21 protein-coding genes are annotated in these 23,645 nt (G+C 71.7%); 10 read left to right on the forward strand and 11 right to left on the reverse strand.

Translation table 11 applies throughout. The annotated features are described in order from the left end of the window. Positions 1-36: 36 nt before the first annotated feature. From ACFSL2_RS10095 to epsC, 3 genes are all read left to right on the forward strand, one after another. Complete coding sequence (locus tag ACFSL2_RS10095) at positions 37-819, forward strand: lytic polysaccharide monooxygenase auxiliary activity family 9 protein (protein WP_377197733.1); 783 nt, start codon at positions 37-39, stop codon at positions 817-819. A gap of 556 nt (positions 820-1,375) precedes the next feature. Beyond that, complete coding sequence (gene cysK, locus ACFSL2_RS10100) at positions 1,376-2,311, forward strand: cysteine synthase A (protein WP_377197734.1); 936 nt, start codon at positions 1,376-1,378, stop codon at positions 2,309-2,311. Continuing rightward, positions 2,311-2,907, forward strand: a complete 597-nt coding sequence (gene epsC, locus ACFSL2_RS10105; protein WP_377197735.1) for a serine O-acetyltransferase EpsC — start codon at positions 2,311-2,313, stop codon at positions 2,905-2,907. The genes cysK and epsC overlap by 1 nt, the downstream gene beginning before the upstream one ends. A 164-nt stretch (positions 2,908-3,071) precedes the next feature. Here epsC and ACFSL2_RS10110 read toward each other — a convergent pair whose 3' ends face one another. After that, on the reverse strand, positions 3,072-3,464 hold the full coding sequence (locus ACFSL2_RS10110) for an MmcQ/YjbR family DNA-binding protein (protein ID WP_377197736.1): 393 nt from the start codon (positions 3,462-3,464) through the stop codon (positions 3,072-3,074). A gap of 104 nt (positions 3,465-3,568) precedes the next feature. Between ACFSL2_RS10110 and ACFSL2_RS10115 the strand changes: the two genes are divergently transcribed. Beyond that, a complete protein-coding gene (locus tag ACFSL2_RS10115) occupies positions 3,569-4,681 on the forward strand; it encodes an LLM class F420-dependent oxidoreductase (RefSeq protein WP_377197737.1) in 1,113 nt (370 codons plus the stop codon). Between the two features lie 81 nt (positions 4,682-4,762). Here the strand turns inward: ACFSL2_RS10115 and ACFSL2_RS10120 are convergent, their stop codons facing one another. After that, a complete protein-coding gene (locus ACFSL2_RS10120; RefSeq protein ID WP_377197738.1) occupies positions 4,763-6,337 on the reverse strand; it encodes a bifunctional metallophosphatase/5'-nucleotidase in 1,575 nt (524 codons plus the stop codon). Positions 6,338-6,469: 132 nt separating this feature from the next. Continuing rightward, positions 6,470-6,916, reverse strand: a complete 447-nt coding sequence (locus tag ACFSL2_RS10125; RefSeq protein ID WP_377197739.1) for an MGMT family protein — start codon at positions 6,914-6,916, stop codon at positions 6,470-6,472. 154 nt (positions 6,917-7,070) lie between these two features. Here ACFSL2_RS10125 and ACFSL2_RS10130 point away from each other — a divergent pair, with 154 nt between their 5' ends. Beyond that, the gene (locus tag ACFSL2_RS10130) at positions 7,071-8,387 is read left to right on the forward strand and encodes a GNAT family N-acetyltransferase (RefSeq protein ID WP_377197740.1); all 1,317 of its coding nucleotides are present in this window, start codon (positions 7,071-7,073) and stop codon (positions 8,385-8,387) included. 45 nt (positions 8,388-8,432) lie between these two features. On the opposite strand, the gene ACFSL2_RS10135 is transcribed toward ACFSL2_RS10130, so the two are convergent. After that, positions 8,433-9,515, reverse strand: coding sequence for an Fpg/Nei family DNA glycosylase (locus ACFSL2_RS10135; protein WP_377197741.1), 1,083 nt, complete (start codon positions 9,513-9,515; stop codon positions 8,433-8,435). After that, on the reverse strand, positions 9,508-9,960 hold the full coding sequence (locus ACFSL2_RS10140) for a ribose-5-phosphate isomerase (protein WP_377197742.1): 453 nt from the start codon (positions 9,958-9,960) through the stop codon (positions 9,508-9,510). The genes ACFSL2_RS10135 and ACFSL2_RS10140 overlap by 8 nt, the downstream gene beginning before the upstream one ends. Before the next feature lie 78 nt (positions 9,961-10,038). Here ACFSL2_RS10140 and ACFSL2_RS10145 point away from each other — a divergent pair, with 78 nt between their 5' ends. Beyond that, positions 10,039-12,063, forward strand: a complete 2,025-nt coding sequence (locus ACFSL2_RS10145) for a M13 family metallopeptidase (RefSeq protein WP_377197743.1) — start codon at positions 10,039-10,041, stop codon at positions 12,061-12,063. A gap of 134 nt (positions 12,064-12,197) precedes the next feature. Here ACFSL2_RS10145 and pepN read toward each other — a convergent pair whose 3' ends face one another. Then, positions 12,198-14,744 carry an aminopeptidase N gene (gene pepN, locus ACFSL2_RS10150; RefSeq protein ID WP_377197744.1) on the reverse strand — a complete coding sequence of 849 codons (2,547 nt, stop codon included), beginning with the start codon at positions 14,742-14,744 and terminating at the stop codon, positions 12,198-12,200. Between the two features lie 325 nt (positions 14,745-15,069). Here pepN and ACFSL2_RS10155 point away from each other — a divergent pair, with 325 nt between their 5' ends. Further along, positions 15,070-15,954 carry a hypothetical protein gene (locus tag ACFSL2_RS10155; protein WP_377197745.1) on the forward strand — a complete coding sequence of 295 codons (885 nt, stop codon included), beginning with the start codon at positions 15,070-15,072 and terminating at the stop codon, positions 15,952-15,954. Positions 15,955-16,009: 55 nt separating this feature from the next. Here the strand turns inward: ACFSL2_RS10155 and malQ are convergent, their stop codons facing one another. The 3 genes from malQ to ACFSL2_RS10170 form a co-directional block, all read right to left on the reverse strand. Beyond that, positions 16,010-18,253 (reverse strand): 4-alpha-glucanotransferase, encoded by a 2,244-nt coding sequence (gene malQ / locus ACFSL2_RS10160; protein ID WP_377200798.1) that lies wholly within the window; start codon positions 18,251-18,253, stop codon positions 16,010-16,012. 188 nt (positions 18,254-18,441) lie between these two features. Continuing rightward, entirely contained in the window at positions 18,442-19,476 is a 1,035-nt protein-coding gene (locus ACFSL2_RS10165) for a mechanosensitive ion channel family protein (RefSeq protein WP_377197746.1), read from the reverse strand. A gap of 226 nt (positions 19,477-19,702) precedes the next feature. After that, positions 19,703-19,936, reverse strand: a complete 234-nt coding sequence (locus tag ACFSL2_RS10170) for a PTS sugar transporter subunit IIB (RefSeq protein ID WP_020018155.1) — start codon at positions 19,934-19,936, stop codon at positions 19,703-19,705. 144 nt (positions 19,937-20,080) lie between these two features. Between ACFSL2_RS10170 and ACFSL2_RS10175 the strand changes: the two genes are divergently transcribed. Next, positions 20,081-20,473: a globin gene (locus tag ACFSL2_RS10175; RefSeq protein ID WP_377197747.1), complete on the forward strand. Its 393-nt coding sequence runs from the start codon at positions 20,081-20,083 to the stop codon at positions 20,471-20,473. A 27-nt stretch (positions 20,474-20,500) separates the two neighbouring features. Further along, positions 20,501-21,457, forward strand: a complete 957-nt coding sequence (locus ACFSL2_RS10180; RefSeq protein ID WP_377197748.1) for an acyl-CoA thioesterase — start codon at positions 20,501-20,503, stop codon at positions 21,455-21,457. On the opposite strand, the gene ACFSL2_RS10185 is transcribed toward ACFSL2_RS10180, so the two are convergent. Both ACFSL2_RS10185 and ACFSL2_RS10190 read right to left on the reverse strand, forming a co-directional pair. Next, positions 21,454-22,104, reverse strand: a complete 651-nt coding sequence (locus ACFSL2_RS10185) for a hypothetical protein (protein ID WP_377197749.1) — start codon at positions 22,102-22,104, stop codon at positions 21,454-21,456. The genes ACFSL2_RS10180 and ACFSL2_RS10185 overlap by 4 nt on opposite strands. Positions 22,105-22,176: 72 nt before the next feature. Then, complete coding sequence (locus ACFSL2_RS10190; RefSeq protein WP_377197750.1) at positions 22,177-23,049, reverse strand: aldo/keto reductase family oxidoreductase; 873 nt, start codon at positions 23,047-23,049, stop codon at positions 22,177-22,179. Positions 23,050-23,176: 127 nt separating this feature from the next. Between ACFSL2_RS10190 and ACFSL2_RS10195 the strand changes: the two genes are divergently transcribed. Beyond that, complete coding sequence (locus tag ACFSL2_RS10195; protein WP_377197751.1) at positions 23,177-23,620, forward strand: winged helix-turn-helix transcriptional regulator; 444 nt, start codon at positions 23,177-23,179, stop codon at positions 23,618-23,620. The last annotated feature ends 25 nt before the right edge of the window (positions 23,621-23,645 follow it).

Raw genomic sequence — 23,645 nt, forward strand, 5'->3', positions numbered from 1 at the left:
CCGTCCGGCGCACCCGCCGAGAACCTGGAGGAAACCATGTCCATCCGTGCGCACAAGCGCAGTCTCACGCTCGCCGCCACCGCAGCGCTGGTCGCCCCGTTCGTTCTGGCCGCGGCGGTCACCGCGGACACCGTCACCGCCGCCCCTGCGGCCGCCCACGGTTCGGTGACCGACCCGCCCACCCGTAACTACGGGTGCCTCGAGCGCTGGGGCAGCGACCACCAGAACCCCGAGATGGCCGAGCTCGACCCGATGTGCTGGGGCGCCTGGCAGCACGACCCCAACGCGATGTGGAACTGGAACGGCCTCTACCGGGAGAACGTGGGCGGCAACCACGAGGCCGTCATCCCGAACGGCCAGCTCTGCTCGGGCGGACGCACCCAGTCACCGCGGTACGACTACATGGACACCCCCGGCCCCTGGATCGCCAAGGACGTTCCGCAGCGGTTCCACCTGACCCTGACCGACCAGGCGCGGCACGGCGCGGACTACCTGCGCATCTACGTCTCCGAGCCGGGCTTCGACCCGACGACGGAGGCCCTGGGCTGGGACGACGTCGACCTGGTCAAGGAGACCGACCCGTACCCGTCGCAGGGCACGTACGAGACCGACGTCGACCTGTCCGGACGGAGCGGCCGGGCCGTCCTGTACACGATCTGGCAGGCGTCCCACCTCGACCAGCCGTACTACCTCTGCTCGGACATCAACATCGGCGTCGCGGCCGCAGAGCCGGGTGCAGCCGCAGAGCCGGGCGCGGCCAACGGGGCGGTCGGGACGACGGCGACCTTCACCGGTCGCCTGGTCCAGCTCGCCTCCTGACCGACACGGCGTACCGGCTGAGCTACCCGTCGGTCTCGGCCCTTCGGTGGGCCGGGGCCGACGTGGCGTCGGTGCCGGTCAGGGCTCGTTCCTGCCCGCCCGACGGCCCCGCGACGACCCCGCGACAACCCCGCGAAAGTATCGACATGATCGATACCTGAGACAGATCTTGTCTCAGAGTCGTTCCCCACGTAATCTGCACCAGGCGAGTCAATCGCTCGCCTGGAACACGCAGCCGCGCGGCCACCGGCCGCACCACGCAGGGAGGACGTCTTGAGCACCGTGCGCTCCGCACTCCCCACCTCGTCCCGCCCCGTCGCCACGCACTGGATGTGCGCCACCGACCGCTGCCCCCGAGGCTGTCTGTAGAGCGTCCGCTCTCACGTCCGACCACACCGGCACCGCCGGGTGTGGCCAGGCGCAGGCGCGACGCTCCGGCCCAGCCCAGTCCAGCCGCTCCACGCCGGTCCTGGCGTGCGCATCCGCACGATCCCGGGACGACAGCGTCGGACAAGCACAACCCCAGCCACACCCGCCACACAGCGAAGGAAGAACAATGGCCCGCATCTACGACGACGCGACCAAGCTGATCGGCAACACGCCGCTCGTCAAGCTCAACAAGGTGACCGAAGGCCTCGAGGCCACCGTCCTGGCCAAGCTCGAGTTCTACAACCCGGCCAACTCCGTGAAGGACCGCATCGGCGTGTCCATCATCAACGCCGCCGAGGCGTCCGGTGAGCTCAAGGAGGGCGGCACGATCGTCGAGGGCACCTCCGGCAACACCGGCATCGCGCTCGCCTGGGTGGGCGCTGCGCGCGGCTACAAGGTGGTCCTCGCGATGCCCGAGACGGCCTCCAAGGAGCGCCGTGCGCTGCTGCGTGCCTACGGCGCCGAGCTCGTGCTGACGCCGGGCCCCGAGGGGATGAAGGGCGCCGTCGCCGCGGCCGAGAAGCTCGCCGCCGAGCGCCCGGGCGCCGTGCTGGCCCGTCAGTTCGCCAACGAGGCCAACGCGCAGGTGCACCGCGAGACCACCGCCGAGGAGATCTGGGCCGACACCGACGGTGCGGTCGACATCGTCGTGGCCGGCATCGGCACGGGCGGCACCATCACCGGCGTGGGCCAGGTGCTCAAGGAGAAGAACCCCGACGTCAAGATCGTCGCGGTGGAGCCCGAGGAGTCGCCCATCCTGAACGGCGGCGCCCCCGGCCCGCACAAGATCCAGGGCATCGGCGCCAACTTCGTGCCGGAGATCCTCGACACCACGGTGTACGACGAGGTCATCGACGTGAACGTCGGTTCGGCCATCGAGTTCGCGCGCCGCGCCGCCCAGGAGGAGGGCCTGCTCGTCGGCATCTCGTCGGGGGCCGCGCTGTCCGCCGCCCTGGAGGTCGCGAAGCGCCCCGAGAACGCCGGCAAGACGATCGTCGTGATCGTCCCCGACTTCGGCGAGCGCTACCTGTCCACGCCCCTGTTCGAGGGCCTGGTCGACTGATGACGGGGGTGCGCGGGCTGTTCCAGGTCCTCGCCGAGGACCTCGACGCCGCGCGCGCCCACGACCCCGCCGCGCGGTCCCGGCTGGAGGTCGCGCTCGCCTACCCGGGCGTGCACGCCCTCTGGGCCTACCGTGCAGCGCACCGCCTGTGGCGCGTGCCGTCCCTGCGTCTGCCCGCGCGGCTGCTCTCGCAGCTCGCGCGGGCAGCGACCGGCATCGAGATCCACCCGGGAGCCCGCTTGGGCCGGCGGCTGTTCATCGATCACGGCATGGGTGTGGTGATCGGCGAGACCACGGTGGTGGGCGACGACGTCATGCTCTACCACGGCGTCACGCTGGGCGGCCGGTCGCTCAACCGGGGCAAGCGGCATCCGACGCTCGGCGACCGGGTCACCGTCGGCGCCGGGGCGAAGGTGCTGGGTCCCGTGTGGGTCGCCGACGACGCGCAGATCGGAGCCAACGCCGTCGTCGTGAAGGACGTACCCGCGGGAGCCGTCGCCGTGGGGATCCCGGCGCGGATCCGCGTGCCGAACGCGCCGGTGGCGGACCGCCCACGCAACGAGGACCCGTCGGAGCTCATCGAGTACGTCATCTGACCAAGCCCGCGCGCCGCGGAGCGCCCGCCGCCCGCGCCGCGCCCGCGCCGCGGAGACGTGTGGTCGGTAGAAGGTCAGGAGATCGGTAGTTCAAGCTGCCGATCTCCTGACCTTTTGCCGACTACCCGGGCTTTTGCCGACCACCCGCGGCGCCTGAGGGCACCTCAGCGCAGGCGGTCCGCGTGCTGCTGCGCCAGGGCCGGTGGCGCCGTGGCGAGCCAGGCGTCGACCAGGGCCTCCCGCAGCTCGTCCGCACCGACCACCTCGAGCTGGATCAGCAGCCCGGCGAAACCGTCGAAGTGCTGGATGGTGAAGAACCCGGTGCGCCCTTCCGCCAGGATCACCTCCTTCTCCCCCAGGTCCTCGACTCGCACGCCGAGGATCGGGCCCTCCGGCACCGGATCGTCTCCGTACCGCTTGAGATCGGCCTGGGTGAACGGCCGCTCCCAGGCGAACGCCTTGCGCCCGACGGACCAGGCGCGGTGGCGGTAGCTCGTGCCCTCGGCGGTCTCGGGCAGGGCGAGGGCGAGCCGGGCGACGTCGTCGAAGGTGGCCACGCCTCCACGTTACCCACGATGCACGGCGCAGGGACCGGTAGGGTGTGGGCAGTACCTGGGACGCGCCGTCTCAGGTAAGACGTTCCCACGACGAGGTGACCCCCATGCGCATCGGATTCCAGACCGGTTACTGGTCCCGCAAGCCCCCGAAGGGCATCCAGCAGTTCATCGTGGCCGCCGACAGGCTCGGCCTCGACTCGGTCTGGACCGCGGAGGCCTACGGCTCCGACGCCTTCTCCCCGCTGGCCTGGTGGGGCTCCCGCACGAAGAACGTGCGGCTGGGCACCGGCATCGCGCAGATCTCGGCCCGTACCCCGACGGCGACCGCCATGCAGGCGCTCACGATGGACCACCTGTCCAGGGGCCGGTTCGTGCTGGGCCTCGGCGCCTCGGGGCCGCAGGTCGTCGAGGGCTGGTACGGCCAGCCGTACAAGCGCCCGCTGGCCCGCACGCGCGAGTACGTCGAGATCGTGCGGCAGGTGATGCGGCGCGAGGCGCCCGTGACCCACGACGGGTCGTTCTACCAGCTCCCGCTCGCCGCCGACGCGGCCGGGGCCATGGGGCTGGGCAAGCCCCTCAAGCCGACGGTGCACCCGTTCCGCCCCGAGATCCCCATCATCCTGGCCGCGCAGGGCCCCAAGAACGTCGCTCTGGCCGCGGAGATCGCCGACGGCTGGATGGCCGGCTTCTACGCGCCCCGCATGGACGACGAGTTCCGCGCACTGCTCGCCGAGGGCTTCGACGTCCGGGCGGAAGAGCGCTCACCGGCGGGCGGGTTCGAGGTGGCCGCCACCGTGCCCGTCGTCGTGCGGGACGACGTCGAGGCCGCCGCCGACGTCATCCGCCCCCACATCGCCCTCTACGCGGGCGGGATGGGCACCAAGGAGGCGAACTTCCACAAGCGGTCGCTCGACCGGCTCGGCTACCAGGAGCCGCTCGACAAGGTGCAGGAGCTGTACCTCGCCGGGCGCAAGGAGGAGGCGGCAGCCGCCGTCCCGACGCAGCTCGTGGAAGAGATCGCGCTCGTCGGACCGATCGACAAGATCCGCCGCGAGCTGCCGACCTGGGGGCGCACCGCGATCACGACGATGCTCGTCCAGGGCGACCCGGCCTCGATGCTGGCGCTGCTGAGCGTCGCTCAGGACTCGAGCCTCGCGGGCCGATCCCGCCGGACGGCGTCCGCCCTGCTCGCAAGGTTCGCCCCGGCCAAGGTCTGATCCACGAGATCCTTCGCTGAGTGCTGGGTGTTTGTGCGTTCGGGGCCGTCGCCTCAACAAATAGCCAGCACTCAACAAGGGTTACGGGAGGATCGTTATCCGGCCCTCCGTCGTGACGTCGATCGTGGTCAGCGTGCGGGCGTGGTCCGCGATCACCTCGGCGTCGACCGGGGCGTCGCCGATCGGTACGAGCACCTCGGCGTCGGCGAACCCGCTGACGCCGTCGCCGCCCCCGGCCACGTACGCGGTCACCGCGACGGTGTACGAGGCATCGGGATCGAGCGGGGCACCGCCCACGCTGACGTCGCTCACCCGCGCGCCCACCGCGGCGCTCGGCGAGTACGCGTACGCCATGCCGGACACCTGCGGGAACCCGCCGCCGGCGTCCTGGACACGCGAGACCGCGTCCTCCAGCGACCGGAGCAGGCCCGCCCCGCTGACCCGCACGTTCAGCACCCGGTTGGCGAACGGGGCGATCGAGTAGGCGTCACGAAGCGTGAAATCGGGTCCCGGCGCCTCGGCCCGCAGTCCGCCGCCGTTCACCCAGCCGACGTCGGCGCCGTGCCGCGCGCGGAACGCGTCGGCGACGAAGTTGCCCAGCGCCGTCTCCTCGGACCGGCTGATCTGGCCCGGGTTCAGCAGCGGCGTCCGCACGTCGGCGAGCACCTCCGACAGGCGCTCGTCCATCTCGGCCGCGTACCGCTCCTCGACCTCGCGCAGCGCGGGGTCCGGCGTGACCGTGTGGTCCACCTCCACCACGGACGGCGCCACCACGTGCTCACCACGCCGCTTGGTGATGTCCAGGCGGACGAGCGAGCCGATGTTCCCCTCGGACGCCATGAGCGGCACGTCGCCCTCGTACTCGATCACGGAGTGGTACTCGGCCATCTCCTCGCCGAACACGGCGTCCAGCTCCGGTACGGCGCGCGCGAGCTCGCGGTTCTCGGCCAGGGGGTACTGGGTGACGGCCACGACCACGTCCACCTTCGCGTGCGCCGTCAGGTCGGCGACGGCGGCGCGCGCCGCCCCGACCGGATCCGTCTCGACGAGGTCCCCGGCGGCCGACGTCGTCTCGATGGCGTCCGTGAGGCCCACGAACCCGACGCGGACCTTGCCCACCCGCTGCACCGCCCAGGTGCCGTCCTCGACGAACGGCGAGCCGTCGGCGTCGGTCAGGTTGGACGTGATCCACGGGAAGTCGGACGCCGCGACCAGCTCGCGGGTGTGGTCCACGCCGAAGTCGAAGTCGTGCTGGCCGAAGTTCGCCAGGTCCACGCCCACCTCGTTGAGCGCCTCCACCATCGGTACGCCCCGGTAGAGCCCGCCGAACAGCGTGCCGCCGGCCAGGTCCCCGCCGAAGACGAGCGCCGTGGCCGGGTTCTGCTCCTCGACCGTGCGCACCGCCGTGGCCAGGCGGGCGACGCCGCCGCGATCCTGGCCGCCGGTGAGCACCGGCCCGATCTCGTGCGCGTCATGGAAGTACAGGAGGGTCGCGATGTGCTTGCCGGGGTGCTGAGCCGCAGCGGGACGCTCCGGGGCTCCTAGCGGCCCAGCGGTCTGCCCGGCGGCCGCGGGCACGAGGCCCGACGTGGCCAGGCCGGACACGAGCAGCAGGGTTCCGAGAGCCCCGATGGTGCGGGCGAGGGGGCGGTGCATGGCGGTACCTCCGACGGCGGGTCAGTTCCGGCTCGGCACGCTAGCGGGCGGCCGTGAACGGTACGGTCACCCGCGTGTGAACGGTGGATGACTCCGGTCCGGTGGCCGCGGGCACCGGCCTCGGCGCCTGCCTCAGTCGTCCAACCGACCCGGCGGCTCGTCCTCCGGGAACCAGATCGCCCGGCGCAGGTGCACCCGGCGGCCGTCCCGGGACAGCGGGCAGCCCTCGGCACGCAGCGCGTCCAGCGCCTCGGTCACGTGGTGCTGCGGCGGGGAGCCCGCGGCATTGACGACCCGCCACCACGGGACACGGTCGGCGCCCTCGTCCGGGTCGGCGCCCTCGTCGTCCGGGTCGGCCCCGTCGTCGTCCGGCACCAGGTGCGCGTACCGGTCCCCGGACCCGGCCATGACGCTCCCGACCTGACGCGGCCCACCGCGCCCGAGCCGCTCGCCCACGATCTCGGCGATCAGCCCGTACGTCATCGCACGGCCGGACGGGATGCGCCGGACGACGTCGAGCACGGCGGCCGCGTACTCCTCGACGTCGGTCAGCTGGTTTCCGGGCGGCGATTCAGTCACGGATGCGATGGTAGACGGAGCCGGTACTGATGCTTCTTCAGCAGGCTCGACAGGGCCGCAACGGGCCCGGAAATGGTCGCCGGCAGCCTGCTGAACGCAGCTCAGCCCGGTTCCCGCACGGGAATTTGCTTGCGGCCGGTGCGACGATCTCCCCATGGCTCTCCCCCAGATCGCGCTGCCCGCTGGATACCGCTGGCGCACGCTGACCCCGGACGACCGCCGTCTCGCCATCGAGCTCGACACGTGGGCGTTCCCGTCGGGGACCTCCCACGACGACCTCGACGCCGTCCCGTCGCCCCTGACCTGGGACCGTGCGATCGGCATCGAGGCCGACGGCTCCGACAGGCTCGTCGCGTTGCACGCGTCGTACCCGTTCGAACACTTTCCGGTGCCCGGAGCCGAGCTGCCGACCGCCGGCCTGACGTGGGTGGGTGTGCACCCGCAGCACCGCCGCCGCGGGCTGCTCACGGCGATGATCGACCTGCACCTGGCGCGCAGCGCCGAGCGCGGTGAGCCACTCAGCGCGCTGTTCGCCGCCGAGGCCGCCATCTACGGGCGGTTCGGCTACGGCCACGCCGCCGACGACCTGCGCCTCGACGTCCCCCGCGGGGCCGCCCTGCGCGACGTACCGGGCGCCGAGCGGCACACGGTCCGCGTCGAGGTCGCCTCCCGCGAGCGGCACGGCGAGCTGGTCGACCGCCTGCACCGCGCCGCGGGCGCCGCCCCGACGGGCGTCCCGGGCCTCAACCGTCCCGGCTGGGTCACGCGCGAGACCGAGGCCCTGCAGGCGGCGCACTGGGACGACGCACCCGTCCACCGCGGCGGGCACGAGTCCCGGCGCATCATGATCACCGAGCTCGACGGCGAGCCCCGCGGCTACGTGACGTTCCGCCGCTCGCTGACCTGGACGACCACGGGCCCGCGCGGGAAGGTCAGCACCGGCGAGGTCGTGGCGGTCGACGCCGCCGCCGCCCGTGCCCTGTGGGGCACGCTGCTGGACCTCGACCTGACGGACGACGTCAGCCCGTTCACGCTCCCGGTCGACGACGTGATCACGCAGCTGCTGGTCAACCTGCGTGCCGCCGCGCCGCGCACCCCGGACAACCTCTGGGTCCGGCTGGTCGACGTCGAGGCGGCGCTCGCCGGTCGCCAGTACGCGGCCGACGTCGACGTCACGCTCGCGGTGACCGACACCCGCCTGCCCGCCAACGCGGGGGTGTACCGGCTGCGGGCGGAGGCCTTCGGGCCGGCGTCGGTGGAGCGGGTCGACCCGGAGTTCGAGGCGCCCGAGCTGTCGCTCGACGTGCGCGAGCTGGGTGCCGCCTACCTCGGCGGCAAGTCGCTCGCCGCCCTGGCCGCCGCGGGCCTGGTCACCGAACATCCCCGTCCGGGACAGCGCGGGAGTGCGCTGGCCAGGGCGAGCACGGCGTTCGGCTGGCCGGTCGCGCCGGGAGCCTCCTGGGTGTTCTGAGCCCGCGGCTCGGCCCGGGCCGGGGCCCGGCATCCGGCCGCCAGGTCAGCGCTGGCAGGTTCCGCACCAGAACAGGTTGCGGCCCGCCAGCTCCTTGACCAGGACCGGGGAGCCGCACTGCCGGCACGGCAGCCCGTCCCGGTGGTAGACGTAGAACGCCTGGTCGGAGGGCACTGCGTCGGGAGCGCCGTCGGTGTTCTGCCGGGTCCGGCCGCGGGCCTCCGGCGGTCGAGCGGCCTCCGGTGGTCGGCCGTGCGGGGATTCACGGTCCTCGGGCCGCGTCGTGACGATCGCGCCGCGTGCCGCGCCGTCGCGCATGAGCGCCACCAGGTCGGCCCAGAGGGCGCGGAGCATCGCGGCCGGCACGTCGCGACCCGGCCGCAGCGGGTCGACGCCGGCCCGGAACAGCGCCTCGGCGCGGTAGATGTTGCCGATGCCCGCGACGACCGCCTGGTCCATGAGCTGCTGCCCGATCGCGACCCGCGACCGGCCGACACGGGCCACGAAGGCGTCGACGTCGCCGTCGTCCCGGATGGGGTCGGGGCCGAGGCGCGCCTCGACCGCCATCTTCTCCGCGGAGGTGATGACCTCGCAGGCGGTGGGTCCGGTGAGGTCGGCCACCGCGTGGTCGCCGAGCAGGCGCACCCGGACCTGTCCGCGAGGCTCCGGTGCCTCCCACGTGTCGGACGTGGAGGTCGCCGGAGTGGCCTGGGCTGCTGACCGGTCGGACGGCGGTGGGGGCGCCGTCGTCTCCCGCTCGCCGATGCGTCGGCGGGGTGCGCCGATGGCGTGGGCCACCTCCGGCGCGCCCGGAGCGCCCGCGAACGTCCACGCGCCGTACAGCCCGAGATGCGTGCGCAGCCACACGGTATCAGCGGCAGAGGTGTCAGCGGCAGAGGTGTCAGCGGCAGAGCTCGCTCCAGTGACCTGGGCGTCTGACACGTCGGGGGGTGCGAAGCCCAGGAACAGCTGCTTCCCCCAGGCCTCGCTCGCCACCAGCCGACGCCCCGAGAGCACGGCGGCGCCGTCGGCGAACCGCCCCTGCGGGCTGCTCACCCGTAGGACCTGCCCGGCGTACAGCGAGTCGAACGTCCGCGCGAGGCGGTGGACGGTGTGCCCCTCAGGCACGCTTTGCTTCGTAGTCGGCGAGCTGGTCGATACGGCGCTGGTGCCGCTCGTCGCCGCTGAACGGCTCGGCGATGAAGGCCTCGATGAACGCCGCCGACTCCTCCAGCGAGTGCATGCGGCCGCCCACGGCGATCACGTTCGCGTCGTTGTGCTGGCGGCCCAGCTTGGCGGTCTCCAGCGACCACGCGAGGACGGCCCGGACGCCGGCGACCTTGTTCGCGGCGATCTGCTCGCCGTTGCCCGAGCCGCCGATCACGATGCCGAGCGAGCCCGGCTCGGCGACGACGGCTTCGCCGGCGGAGATGCAGAAGGCAGGGTAGTCGTCGAGCGGGTCCAGCTCGTGGGCCCCGTGGTCGATCACCTCGTGCCCGGCGGAGGTGAGGTGCTGCACCAGGTGCTGCTTGAGGTCGTACCCGGCGTGGTCGGCGGCGATGTGCAGGCGCATGGGGGCCATTGTTCCTCATCGGCGGCACCGGACGTGCAACACCAGAAAGGGGAGGCGCGCGTTGCGTACGCTGGCGCAATGACCACCGACGCCACGGGTCTCACGTCGGGCATCGATCTCGACGCGCTCGACCCCGCAACCCGCCCGCAGGACGACCTGTACCGCCACGTCAACGGGCGGTGGATCGACACGCACGAGATCCCCGCCGACCGCGCCATGGACGGCGCGTTCCGAGACCTCTACGACAAGGCAGAGGTGCACGTCCGGGAGATCATCCAGGACGCGCCGACCGGTTCCAAGATCGGTGACCTGTACGCGAGCTTCATGGACACCGGGCGCATCGCGGAGCTCGGCACCACTCCCCTGGACGAGGACCTCACGCTCATCCAGAGCGCCCGCACCATGGCCGAGCTGACCCGGTCGCTCGGCACGCTGCAGCGCACCGGCGGCACTGCCGGCGTCCGCTTCTGGGTGGACAACGACGCGACCGACCCGGAGAAGTACGTCGTCTACCTCCGGCAGTCCGGCCTCGGCCTGCCCGACGAGGCGTACTACCGCGAGGACCAGTACGCCCCGATCCGCAAGAAGTACCTGCCGCACGTGTCGAAGATGCTGCGCTTCGCCAAGGTCCACGAGACCTGGGGCATCTCCTGCGACGACGCCGCCAGCCGCGTCTTCGACCTGGAGGAGCGGCTCGCCGCCCACCACTGGGACGTGGTGCGCGACCGCGACGCCACCCTCACGTACAACCCGATGACGCTCGCCGACCTCGTCGCGTCGGCGCCCGGCTTCGACTGGGCGGCCTGGGCCGAGGCACTCGGCGTGCCCACCGGCGCGTTCGACCACCTCGTGGTGCGCGAGCCCGGGTACACGGAAGGCTTCGCCGCCCTGTGGCACGAGCTGTCGCTGCTGGACTGGCAGCTCTGGATGACGTACCACGCGATCAGCGCCCGGGCGCCGTACCTGACGGACCCGATCGTCGAGGCGAACTTCGACTTCTACGGCCGCACCCTCACCGGCGCGCAGCAGGTGCGCGAGCGCTGGAAGCGGGGCGTCGCCCTGGTCGAGGGCGCGCTCGGCGAGGCAGTGGGCGCCGAGTACGTGACGCGACACTTCCCGCCGGCGAACAAGGCCAAGATGGACCGTCTCGTGGACGCCCTCGTGGTGGCCTACCGTGAGTCCATCGAGGGGCTCGACTGGATGACCGACGAGACCAAGGCCAAGGCCCTGGTCAAGCTCGAGAAGTTCACGCCCAAGGTCGGGTACCCGGTCAGGTGGCGCGACTACTCCGGGTTCGAGGTGGACGCGACCGACCTGGTGGGCAACGTCCGGCGCTCCAACGCGTTCGACCAGGACTACGAGCTGGCGAAGATCGGCAAGCCCCTGGACCGCGACGAGTGGTTCATGACGCCGCAGACCGTCAACGCCTACTACAACCCGGGCATGAACGAGATCGTGTTCCCGGCAGCGATCCTGCAGCCGCCGTTCTTCGACCCCGAGGCGGACGACGCCGTGAACTTCGGCGGCATCGGCGGCGTCATCGGGCACGAGATCGGGCACGGGTTCGACGACCAGGGCTCCAAGTACGACGGTGACGGCCGCCTCGAGGACTGGTGGACCGACACCGACCGCACCGAGTTCGAGAAGCGCACGAGCGCGCTGATCGCGCAGTACGACCAGTTCCGGCCGGCACAGCTCGCCGACGCCGTCGTCAGTGCCGACGACACCGAGGGTGAGGGCGACCAGGCCGAGGAGGTACACGTCAACGGCGGTCTCACGATCGGTGAGAACATCGGCGACCTCGGCGGACTGTCGATCGCGCTCAAGGCGTACCGGATCGCGCTCGGGAAGCCCCTCGAGGAGGCACCGGTCGTCGACGGTCTGACGGCGCTTGAGCGGATCTTCCTCGGCTGGGCGCAGGTGTGGCAGTCCAAGGGACGGGACGAGGAGGTGCTCCGCCGGCTCGCGACGGACCCGCACTCCCCCAACGAGTTCCGCTGCAACGGCGTGGTGCGCAACGTGGACGAGTTCTACACGACGTACGACGTGCAGCCGGGCGACGCCCTGTACCTCCCGGAAGAGGACCGCGTCCACATCTGGTAGACCCATCCCATCCCCGGCCGGGGGCTTCGCCCGATCCCCTTCGAGGCCTAAGCTCCTTCGCTTTGAGACGGCTCAGAGCGAAGAAACTTAGGCCTCGAAGGTGAGGAGGGCCGGGCGACCGGCCCGGCCAGCGGTCAGGAGTCTGCCGACTGCGCCTTCAGGGCTCGCTCCGTGCCTGCCAGGGACTCGATCACGATGCGGCGCAGCGCCGGCGCCGCATCGGGGTTCGCGTCCAGCCAGGCGGCCGTCGCGTCCCGCAGCTCGGCCGACGCCAGCGGCGCCGGGTAGAAGCCCTCGATGACCTCCTCGGCGATGTGGTAGGTCCGCTCGTTCCACACCTTCAGCACGGCGTCCAGGTACGGCTGCACGACGTCGGCCAGCGCGGCCGGGTCGTTCACGTGCACGAACCCGAGGCCCGTGTTCCGGATGATCGCGTTCGGCACGTCGGCGTCCACCACGGACGACAGCGCGGCCAGCTTGCCCTCGACGGTCGGCTTGGCCGCCCGCGCACGAGCAGCCGCCTGGCGGCCGGTGGCGGTGTTGTCGGCGGCGAGCATCTCGTCGATCTCCTGGTCGCCGGCGGCTCCGTTGAGCACGAGGCCTTCCAGGAGCTCCCAGCGGAGGTCGGTGTCGAGGGTCAGGCCGTCGAGCGCGATCGATTCGCTCAGCAGCCCGGACAGCGTCTCCACGTGCGCCGGCGTGGACGCCACGTGCGCGAAGAACTTCACCAGCTGGAACTGCGTGTCCGAGCCGGCGTCGGCGTCGCCCACGAGCGTCCAGAGCGTGTCGCCCACCTCGGCGAGCGTCGCCGCCCGGGCCGACGGCGCCACGTACTGCTTGGTGGCCAGCACCATCTGGTTGAGCGTGGTCCGCAGCGTGGTCGACTCGGTCTCGCGGGCGATGCCGCCGAGCACGAGGCGCACGTACTCCGACGCCGGGACCTCGCCGTCGCGCACGGAGTCCCAGACCGAGCCCCACACGAGGGAGCGGGCCAGCGGGTCCGCGATGTCGGCCAGGTGGTCCACCGCGACGCGCAGCGACGCGGCGTCGAGCCGGATCTTCGCGTACGCGAGGTCATCGTCGTTGAGCAGCACGAGCGCCGGACGGTCGAGCTCGACGAGCTCCTTCACGTCCGTCCTCGGACCGTCGACGTCGACCTCGATGAAGTGGGTGCGCACGAGCTCACCGGCGTCGGACAGGCTGTAGAAACCGATACCGAGGCGGTGCGGGCGGATCGTGGGCCACTCGGCGGGCGCCGTCTGCTCGACGACGAACGACATGATGCGACCGTGGCTGTCCGTCTCGATGACCGGGCGCAGCGTGTTCACGCCCGCGGTCTCCAGCCAGAGCTTCGACCAGGCCTTGAGGTCGCGGCCACTGGTGGCCTCCAGCTCGGTCAGCAGGTCGGGCAGCTCGGTGTTGCCCCACGCGTGCTTGCCGAAGTAGGCCGAGACGCCGGCGATGAAGGCCTCACGCCCCACCCACGCGACGAGCTGCTTGAGCACCGAGGCGCCCTTGGCGTAGGTGATCCCGTCGAAGTTGACCTGGACGTCCTCCAGGTCCTTGATCTCGGCGACGATCGGGTGCGTGGACGGCAGCTGGTCCTGCTTGTACGCCCAGGACTTCTCCATCGCCGAGAACGTGGTCCAGGCGGCCTCCCACTCCGTGGCCTCGGCCGTGGCCAGCGTGGAGGCGTACTCCGCGAACGACTCGTTGAGCCACAGGTCGTTCCACCACTTCATGGTGACCAGGTCGCCGAACCACATGTGCGCCAGCTCGTGCAGGATGGTCACGACGCGGCGCTCCCGCACCGCCTCGGTCACCTTGGAGCGGAACACGTACGACTCCGTGAAGGTCACGCAGCCCGCGTTCTCCATGGCGCCCATGTTGTACTCGGGCACGAACAACTGGTCGTACTTGGTGAACGGGTAGGGCACGCCGAACGTCGACTCGTAGAACTCGAAGCCCTGCCGGGTCTTCTCGAAGATGTAGTCGGCGTCGAAGTGCGCCGACAGCGACTTGCGGCAGAACGCACCGAGCGGGATCTCCCGGCCGTCCGACGACGTCAGCGACGAGCGGACCACCGCGTACGGACCGGCCACGAGCGCCGTGATGTACGTCGAGATGCGGCCGGTGGGCTCGAACGACCAGGTGGCGACGTCGCCCTCGCTCGCGGCGACCGGCTCCGGCGTCGGCTCGTTGCTCACCACCTCCCAGCCGGCGGGCGCGGTCACCGTGAACTGGAAGGTGGCCTTGAGGTCCGGCTGCTCGAAGCACGCGAACACCCGGCGCGCGTCGGGCACCTCGAACTGCGTGTAGAGGTACACCTCGCCGTCCACCGGGTCCACGAAGCGGTGCAGCCCTTCGCCGGTATTGGTGTAGCCGCAGTCGGCGGCGACGACGACCTCGTTGTCGGCCGCCAGTCCCTCCAGGGCGATGCGCGAGTCGGCGAACACGGCCGCCGGGTCCAGCTCACGACCGTTCAGCACGATGGACCGCACCGACGGTGCGACCAGGTCGAGGTGAGTCGAGGCGCCTTCCGTAGCGGTGAAGCGCACAGTCGTGGCGGACGCGAACGTCTCCGGACCGGTGGTCAGGTCCAGGGCGATCTCATACGACTCGACCGCTACGACGCCGGCTCGTTCGACTGCCTCGGCGCGGGTCAGGTTCTCTCCGGGCACAGGCCCTCCACGTCTGTCTTCTCGAGGGCGCCGATGGGCGCCCCGCGCGTCCGATGGGCGCGCCGTTTTCGGTTGGCTGTCGTCCGGTCTGTGAACTACCTGCGACGACCCGTCGATCATGCCACGCAGGAGTAACAGTGAGTAACGCCTTTGTGTACGATCGACCGCGGTCGCCCGACCGACCGATTTGAGCTGAGGGAGTCGCCTGATGTCCGGCACAGTGCCGCCGCCACCGCCGCCAGGCGGTTGGCCCGACGAGGACCCGGGTACGCCGACCCAGGAGCAGCACCCACCCACCGCACCGACGCCGGTTCAGCATCCGCCGGTGCAACGCGTCTCCACGTCCACCAGGAGGCCACCTGCCATCTCGCCCGCGAACCAGTTCGCGCAGGCGGTCACGCCCGCGCCCGCCGCGCCGGGCGCCCCCGTGGTCCAGTCCGTCCACATCCACAACGGCGGCGACCAGGGGATGCAGCAGTACCACCCTGAGCAGTATTACCCCGAGCAGTACCAGCAGGGCTACGCGCAGCCGCAGGGCTACGCCCAGCAGCAGCCGCAGCAGGGGGGCGGCTATCCCCCGCAGCCGTACCCGCCGCAGGGCTACGACCAGTACGGGCAGCCGGTCTACGCGACGCCGCCCGGCGGCTACCCGCCTGCGCCCGAGCGCAAGAAGCTGAGCCCCGGCTGGATCGCCTTCATCGCGCTGGACGTGGTGCTCGTGATCGCCGCGATCGTGTTCGCCGTGAACCTCCTGGGCGCACCGGAGGAAACTCCGGAGGCGGGAGCGGGGACGACGCCGACGGCCGAGCAGCCGGCCGAGCCGGAGCCCGAGGAAGGGCTGGAGACCGACGGTGGACCCGAGGTCGAGACGTTCGCGACGCCGTCGCTGAACATCACCTGCACCATCTCGGCGGACGCCGCCACGTGCGGCATCGCCAAGCTCGACCAGAAGCCCGCGCCCGACGCGTCGTGCGACGGCGCGTCCGGCTACGTGGCGAAGGTCGACCCGAGCGGCAACGTGACGCAGCCGTGCATCAGCAAGAAGGAGCAGCCGAAGCCCGCCGGTGGCAACACGACGGTCATCGACTACGGGACGCAGGCGAAGGCCCACGGCTTCACGTGCTCCAGCGAGAAGACCGGCATGACGTGCGTCGCCGACGCGAGCGGTGGCGGCTTCTCGATCGCCAAGGCAGGCATCGGCGCGGCCTGACCGGCCGCATCCCGCCGAGGCCGAACCAGTGCCGAGGTAGCACCGCGCTGCGGTTCTACCTCGGCAGGTCGAGGTCCTCGTCCTCGTTCATGACGGCCACGAGCGACCGCAGCCGGGCGTTGCTGAACAGGTCCTCCAGCAGCACCACGCTCCCGGCGGAGTCGGCCAGCGGCACCTTCCAGTTCGGGTACTCGGCGTCGGTGCCGGGCTGGTTCTGCGTGCGCCGCTCCCCGACCGCATCGGTGAGGTACACGCCGACGAGCGCCGACGGCGTGTCCTTCAGATAGCGGTGCAGGCCCTCGACCAGCTCGCGTTCGGAGGGGTCGAACGTCGTGAGGCCACGGCGGGACAGCGCCTCCACCAAGGACTCGCGCTCCGCTCTCGCGCGTCCCCGGAGAATCGTGGCGTCCTCCGTGAGCAGCTCGAGCCGCTCGCGCAGGTCGACGTGCTCGCCCGCGAGATACCCGGCCGTCGGCGGCAGGTCGTGCGTGGTCACCGTCGCCAGCGCTCCCGCACGGTACGCCTCCGGCTCGACGGGCGCACCGGCGTCGTCGCGCTCGAAGAGCAGCACGGAGGTGCCCAGGATGCCGCGCTCGGCGAGATAGTCGCGGATCCACGGCTCGAACGTGCCCAGGTCCTCGCCGATGACCGCCACCCCGGCACGCTGCGCCTCCAGGCACAGGATGCCGATCAGGGCCTCGTGGTCGTAGGTGACGTACGCGCCGGCCGACGCGCGTGCTCCGCCCGGGATCCACCACAGCCGGAAGAGCCCGAGCACGTGGTCGATGCGCAGCGCGCCGCAGTGCCGCAGCACCGTACGCAGCATCTCGCGGTAGGGCGCGTAGCCCGCTCGCGCCAGGGCGCGCGGGTGCCACGGCGGCTGGGTCCAGTTCTGGCCCTGCTGGTTGTACATGTCCGGCGGGGCGCCCACGGACACCCCGCGGGCGAGCACGCCGGCGTCCGCCCACGCGTCGGCACCGTCCGGTGCCGAGCCGACGGCGAGGTCCTTCAGCAGACCGAGGCGCATGCCGGCGTCGAGACCCGTGCGGTGTGCCGCGCGCAGCTGCTCGTCCGCCACCCACTGGAGCCAGCAGTAGAACTGGACCCGTTCCGACAGCGCGTTGCGCAGCGTGGTCACGCCGGACGCGCTCGGGTCGCCGAGCTCTGCCGGCCAGTCCCTGCCGTCGAGGTGCTCCGTGATGGCGCACCAGGTCGCGAAATCGATCAGGCCCTTGCCCTGCGCCAGCACGAACTCGTCGAACGCCGTCTGCCGGGCCGCGGACCGCGGCGCCGTGTACACGACCTCGAGCGCCGCCTTCTTCGCCTCCCAGACGGCGTCCCGGTCGATCGGCCCGGAGTCCTCGGAGAGCTCGCGGACGGGCTCGGCGGCCCACTCGACGAGCGACCGGTCGGCGGCAGAGAGGTACGCCGTCTCACGAATGTCCTCGACACGGATGTACAGCGGCGACATGAACCGGCGCGACGTCGGTAGATACGGGCTCGGCGTCAGCGGCACCACCGGCCCGGTGGCGTGCAGCGGGTTGATGCCGACGAAGTCCGCCCCGCCGTTGTGCGCCGTCTGCCAGGCGAGGTCGCCCAGGTCGGCGAGATCGCCCATGCCCCAGGAGTCGCGGGACCGCACCGAGTAGAGCTGGACCATGAAGCCCCAGGCCTGCTTGCGGGCGACCTTCTTGCGCAGCTCCAGCCGCGCCGGGGTGACGACGAGCGAGGTCTGCGCCGTCTGTCCGCCCGACTCGGCGTGCAACGTGTGCCAGCCGAGCGGAAGGTCCGCCGGGACGGCGAACGTCGCGCGGCCGACCTTGCGGCTGTCCACGGTGCGCGGCTCCGCGTAGACGTCGGCCTGACGCAGCTGGACCCGGGGGCCCCGCACCGTCGCGAACGAGCCCGTCGCGGTCGCCTGCGGTGCCGTCACGCGCCACGGCGTGGCACTCGCGGGCACCGCCGGCTGGTCGGACTGCTCGAGCTCGACCCAGGCGGTCACGTCCGCACCGTCCGCGACGTGCACGGGGACCTGCACCTCCGCACCCTCGCGGAGCACGATGGTCGGCGGCAGCATCGAACGCCACGCGTCGTCGCGGGCGCGGTCGAGGCTCGCGGCGACGGCTGCGGGGGTCGACGCCGGCACGTCGAGCGCTTCCAGCACCGCGACGACCGTCGACGCACTGACCTGCTGCACGCGGCCGTCATGGTCGGTGTACTCGCACTGCACGCCGTGGGCGGTCGCCAGCTCGGCCAGCTCCTCCGGCACGGGAGAGCCGTCTCCGGTGGACCCGGGCATCGGTTCGTCGGTCACAAGGAAAGATCCTGCCATCTACGCGCGCTCATCGGGCGCAACGCGGGCGTGTCCGACGAATTGACACGGGGCGGCCGCGGAGCCCGTGTGGTCGGCAAGACGTCAGATCATCGGCATTCCGGGCTGCCGACCATGCGACGTTCTGCCGACCACACGCACACAGGGCCTGGCTCTCAGGCTTCGGCGGGGCCGTTCTCGTACGGGACCGTGGACGTCGCCAGCACCACACCGGCGTCGAGCAGGGCCCCGTGGGCGGCCGCACGCAGCGACCGGGCGACGAGCCACTGCTGCGCCGGGCGCACCTGGGCGTGCAGCGTGAAGGTCAGACCCATGCGGTCCACCGCGTCGACGCCGCGCACGGAGGGCGTCTCCAGCAGGCTGTCGGCGATCTCCGGGTCGTTCTGCACGCGGTCGACGGCGCGGCCCAGAGCGGCCCGGACGACGTCCACGTCCGTGCCGAGCGGGACCTGCACGGAGGCGACCGCACGGCTCCACTCCTGCGTGCTGTTGCCGGCGCGCAGGATCTCGCCGTTGCGGACGTACCAGAGGGTGCCGTCGAACGCGCGCACCTGGGTCAGCCGCAGGCCCATCGCCTCGACGGTGCCGATCACGCCGCCGTCGAGGTTCACGAAGTCGCCCACGCCGAACTGGTCCTCGATCAGCAGGAAGATGCCGGAGAGGAAGTCCTTGACCAGGCTCTGCGCGCCGAAGCCGAGGGCGACGCCGGCCACACCGGCGCCCGCCAGGAGCGGCGCGATATCGGCACCGAGGGTCTGCAGGACCGACAGCACGATGACCGTGCCGACCACGATGTTGACCGACGAGTTGAGCACCGAGCCGACGGTGCGGGCGCGCTGGGCGCGCCGTTCGGCGGCCCGCGGGTTGGCGGCGTTCAGGACGTCGGCGAGCGCTTGCGGCGACATCAGCATGTTCTTGCGGCGCCGCTTCTCGGCCGCGCCAGGCGCGGTCATGCCCGGCGTGGGCTCGCCACCGGTCGCGGTGCCGGCGAGGTCGGCCGTGCGCTCGACCGTCCGCGGCTTCTGCCCGAGGGCGATGCGCTCGGTCAGAGAGGTGATGACGCGCCGCAGGACGTAGATCGCGATCATGCCGATCACGAGGGTCAGGATCACCCGCAGCGGGATGCCCAGGAACCAGGACCAGAAGTCCTCGGCGCTGTCGAAGATGGAGGCAGCAAGAGACTCGAACACGCCTGCCAACCTACTCGCGTCCGGGACCCGATTCGGACAGTTCGGTGTCGGTGCAAGGGACTACTGCGCGACCTTCACACGGCGTTCGCCTCGTGGTCAGGTGCGGCCACCGGATCGTGAGGCCCGTCACGGGCCCGGTGGCCCGGGCCCGCGCGGTCATGCTGCCGGGCTCACCATCGAGCACGGCGTCGGACTGCTCCCGGGACCTGGTTCCCGGGCTCCTGCGTCACACTCTGAGCGTGTCGAGCTCCGCGGCGAGGTTGTCCGCCTCGGGCCCGACGATCACCTGGACCACCCGGCCGGACCGGACCACGCCGAACGCGCCGGACGACTTCAGCCCTGGCTCGTCCACGAGGGAGGGGTCGCTCACCTCGACCCGGAGCCGCGTGATGCACGGCTCCAGCTCGACGACGTTCGACGTCCCCCCGAGTGCCGCAAGGATCTGGTCAGCCTTGGTCATGTCTCAACTCCCACCGTGCGTCGCTGCAGGTCTGCGCCCAGCGTAGCGCTGCTGGCAAGCGTTTCGCCCGTGCTCCTGTCGAATCGATCACATGAGACTCCGTTTCACGTGACGGACATCGGGCTGTCACGGTCGAGTGGCAGGATGACGAGGGTGACACAGGAATCCTTCTTCGACGCCGTCGGAGGCCACGACACGTTCGTCCGTCTCGTCGACGCCTTCTACGACGGCGTCGCCGACGACCCGGTACTGCGCCCCATGTATCCCGAGGAGGACCTGGGGCCAGCGAAGGAACGGCTGACGATGTTCCTCGAGCAGTACTGGGGCGGCCCCAACACCTACTCGGCGCAGCGCGGGCACCCGCGCCTGCGCATGCGGCACGTGCCCTTCAAGGTCAACCCCGACGCGCGCGACCGCTGGCTCGCGCACATGCGGACCGCCGTGGACTCGCTCGGTCTCGCGCCGATCCACGAGTCGCAGCTGTGGGACTACCTGGAGCGCGCCGCCTTCAGCATGATCAACACGTTCGAAGACTGACCAGGAACGACGAGGAGACGCCCGCCCGTGGACGCCACCACCCCTGATCCGATCCCCACCGCCGCCTCGGACGGCCCGCCGGACGCGCTGGACCGCCTGCTGCAGGTGCTCGACCTGCGGCACCTCGAGGGCTGGGGTCCACGCGGCGAGGAGGACGTGCTGCGCGGGGACAGCATGCCCGGCCCGGCCAACCGCGCCTACGGCGGGCAGGTGCTCGCCCAGGCCATCCTGGCCGCGGACCGCACCGTGCCCGAAGGCCGCCTGATCCACTCGCTGCACGGCTACTTCCTGCGGGAGGGACGCGTGGAGGAGCCCATCGACTTCGCGGTGGAACGCCTGCGGGACGGGCGGTCGTTCAGCGCCCGCCGCACGCACGCCATCCAGTTCGGCAAGCCGATCCTGTCGATGATCGCGTCCTTCCAGGAGGACCAGCCGGGCTACGAGCACATGATGCCGATGCCCGACGGCGTCCCCGCACCCGACGAGGTCGGCTCGGCGCTCGACGAGCTCGCGACCCTGCCGGAGGGCGCCGACGTGCGCGCCCAGTTCTGGGCGGACTCCGCGTTCGAGTTGCGGCACGTGGGCGGCTCGCTGTACCTGCGTCCGGACACCGCGGTGGCCGACCGCCGCACGCCGCCCGCCACCCAGATGGTGTGGATGCGCACCCGCCGTCCCCTCGGCATCAAGGAGCAGGCCATGCACCGCGCCCTGCTGGCCTTCGCGTGCGACCAGCTCATGCTCGAGCCCGCCATGCGCGCGGCCGGCAAGTCGTGGCAGGACGTCGGCGCGTCCGTGCCGATGGCCAGCCTCGACCACGGCATGTGGTGGCACCGCGACGTCCAGGTGGACGAGTGGATGCTGTTCGTCCAGACCTCGCCCACCGCGCAGGGCGGCCGCGCCCTGGGCACCGCGAAGGTCTACACGCAGGACGGTGCGCTCGTGGCCTCGGCGGGCCAGGAGGGCATGATCCGGCTGCCCGGCTAGGCCCCCAGCTCGACCAGCCGGTCGCGGACGGCTCGGATCGCCTGCCGGGTGACCTCGACCTGCTCCGCGGCCACACCGGCCTCGACCCGTAGCTCCAGAGCGCGCTCGAACAGGGCGAGGGCCTCGCCGAGGTACGGACGGGCCTGGTCGACGTGCACCTCGAGCGCCTGGTCGTACCGGCACCTGCCCCAGTGGAGCAGGGCGAGGTACTCGAGCCGGTGCGCGTGCTCGACGCTCGCGGCGTGCTCGCCGTAGTGGTGGGCAGCCTCGAGAGCCAGCCCGAACAGCAGGTCCGCCTCCGCGAACCGGTGGCGCCACTGCAGCACGTGCGCCAGCCGCAGGAGGGGCGCGACGGCGCCGAGCGGCACGTCGGAGGCGTGCGAGTGCGCCGCCTCCGCGTCCCGGGCCGGTCCGCCCTGCAGGCGCACGGCGAGCCAGCCGAGGCGCTCGGCCTCGGCCAGCTCGGTGTCCGGGTCGTCCGCCTCCACGGCGAGCGCACGAGTGAGCGGCACGCGGACCGCCAGCGTGCTCGGCGCTTCCCGCTCGGGGCAGCCCGCCAGCTCGGCGAGGTACGCCCGGGCAGCCGGGACGTCGTCGATCACCTCGTGCAGGGTGACCGGGTCGTAGTAGTGCCTGGGCAGATCCACCTGTTCCTCCGTGGCCGAAACCAAGGGGGATGAATCTACCAATTCGGACACACTGAGGGCTACTCAGTCCGGTCAGCGGCCGATCCGGTCCAGCTCCGCGAGGTCGGCGGCAGTGAGCCGGAGCCCCGCGCCCGCGAGGTTCTCCCGCAGGTGCGCCACCGACGAGGTGCCGGGGATCAGCAGGATGTTCGGCGACCGGTGCAGCAGCCAGGCCAGGGCGACGGACATCGGCGTGGCGGACAGCCGGGCGGCCACGGCCGAGAGCTCCGCCGACTGGAGCGGGCTGAACCCACCCAGCGGGAAGAAGGGCACGTAGGCGATGCCGGCACCGGCGAGCGCGTCGATCAGCTCGTCGTCGTGCCGGTGGGCGAGGTTGTACATGTTCTGCACGCACACGATCGGGGCGATCGCCCGCGCCTCGGCGACCTGCTCGGTGGTCGCGTTGCTCAGGCCGAGGTGCCGGACCAGCCCTTCCTCCTGCAGCTCGACGAGGGTCTCGAACGCCTCGGCGATCGAGCCTTCCTGCGGCCCCTCGGCGTTGCCGAGCCGCAGGTTCACCAGGTCGAGCACGTCGACGCCGAGGCCGTCGAGGTTGTCGTGGACGGCACGGCGCAGCTCGTCCGGGCGGCGCGCCGGGGGCCAGCCGCCCTGCTCGTCGCGGTGGGCGCCGACCTTGGTCATCACGTGCAGCGACTCGGGGTACGGGTGCAGCGCCTCGCGGATCAGCTCGTTGGTGATCCCGGGCCCGTACGCGTCGCTGGTGTCGATATGGGTGATCCCGAGGTCGACAGCCCTGCGCAGGACGGCGAGGGCGCCGTCGCGGTCGGCCGGCGGGCCCATGACCCCGGGGCCCGCGAGCTGCATGGCGCCGTAGCCGAACCGGGTCACGGACAGGTCGCCCAGGGTCCAGGTGCCCCCGGGCAGCGGTGTGGTGAGAGTGCTCAATGCGATCCCTAGTCTCGAACGAGATGGGCGCCGGGTGGCGCCCCGAACCAGCATCGTGAGGTAACTTCCTGAACGGAAGTAGGCACCTGGAAGTTCGTAACCCACCCATGGGTGAGAGGAGCGAAGGATGGCCACGATGACGGCGGCCGAGAAGCGGGCGCAGGCGAAGGCGGAGTACGACGCGTTCCTGCAGGCCTGCCCGAGCCGCATGCTGCTGGACCAGATCTCGAACAAGTGGGTCACGCTGACCGTGAGCGCGCTGGGCGGCTACCCCCCGCCCGAGCCGGGCGCCGATCACGCCGGCGGTCCCCGGCCGATGCGCTACTCGGAGCTCGCCCGCCGGCTGGCGGGCGTCAGCCAGAAGATGCTCACGCAGACCCTGCGCTCCCTGGAGCGCGACGGCCTCATCACCCGCACCGCGACGGCGACCGTGCCGGTCACGGTCACCTACGAGCTGACCGATCTCGGCATCTCGCTGCACCAGCTGGTGCGCAGCCTCAAGGGCTGGGCGGAGGCGCACATGGACGCGGTGCTCGAGAACCGCGCCACGCACGACGCCCGGGCGTCCTAGGGTCGTGACCCTCCTCACGCCGCCG

Source organism: Promicromonospora aerolata (assembly GCF_042682255.1).
GTDB classification, from domain to species: Bacteria; Actinomycetota; Actinomycetes; order Actinomycetales; family Cellulomonadaceae; genus Promicromonospora; species Promicromonospora aerolata.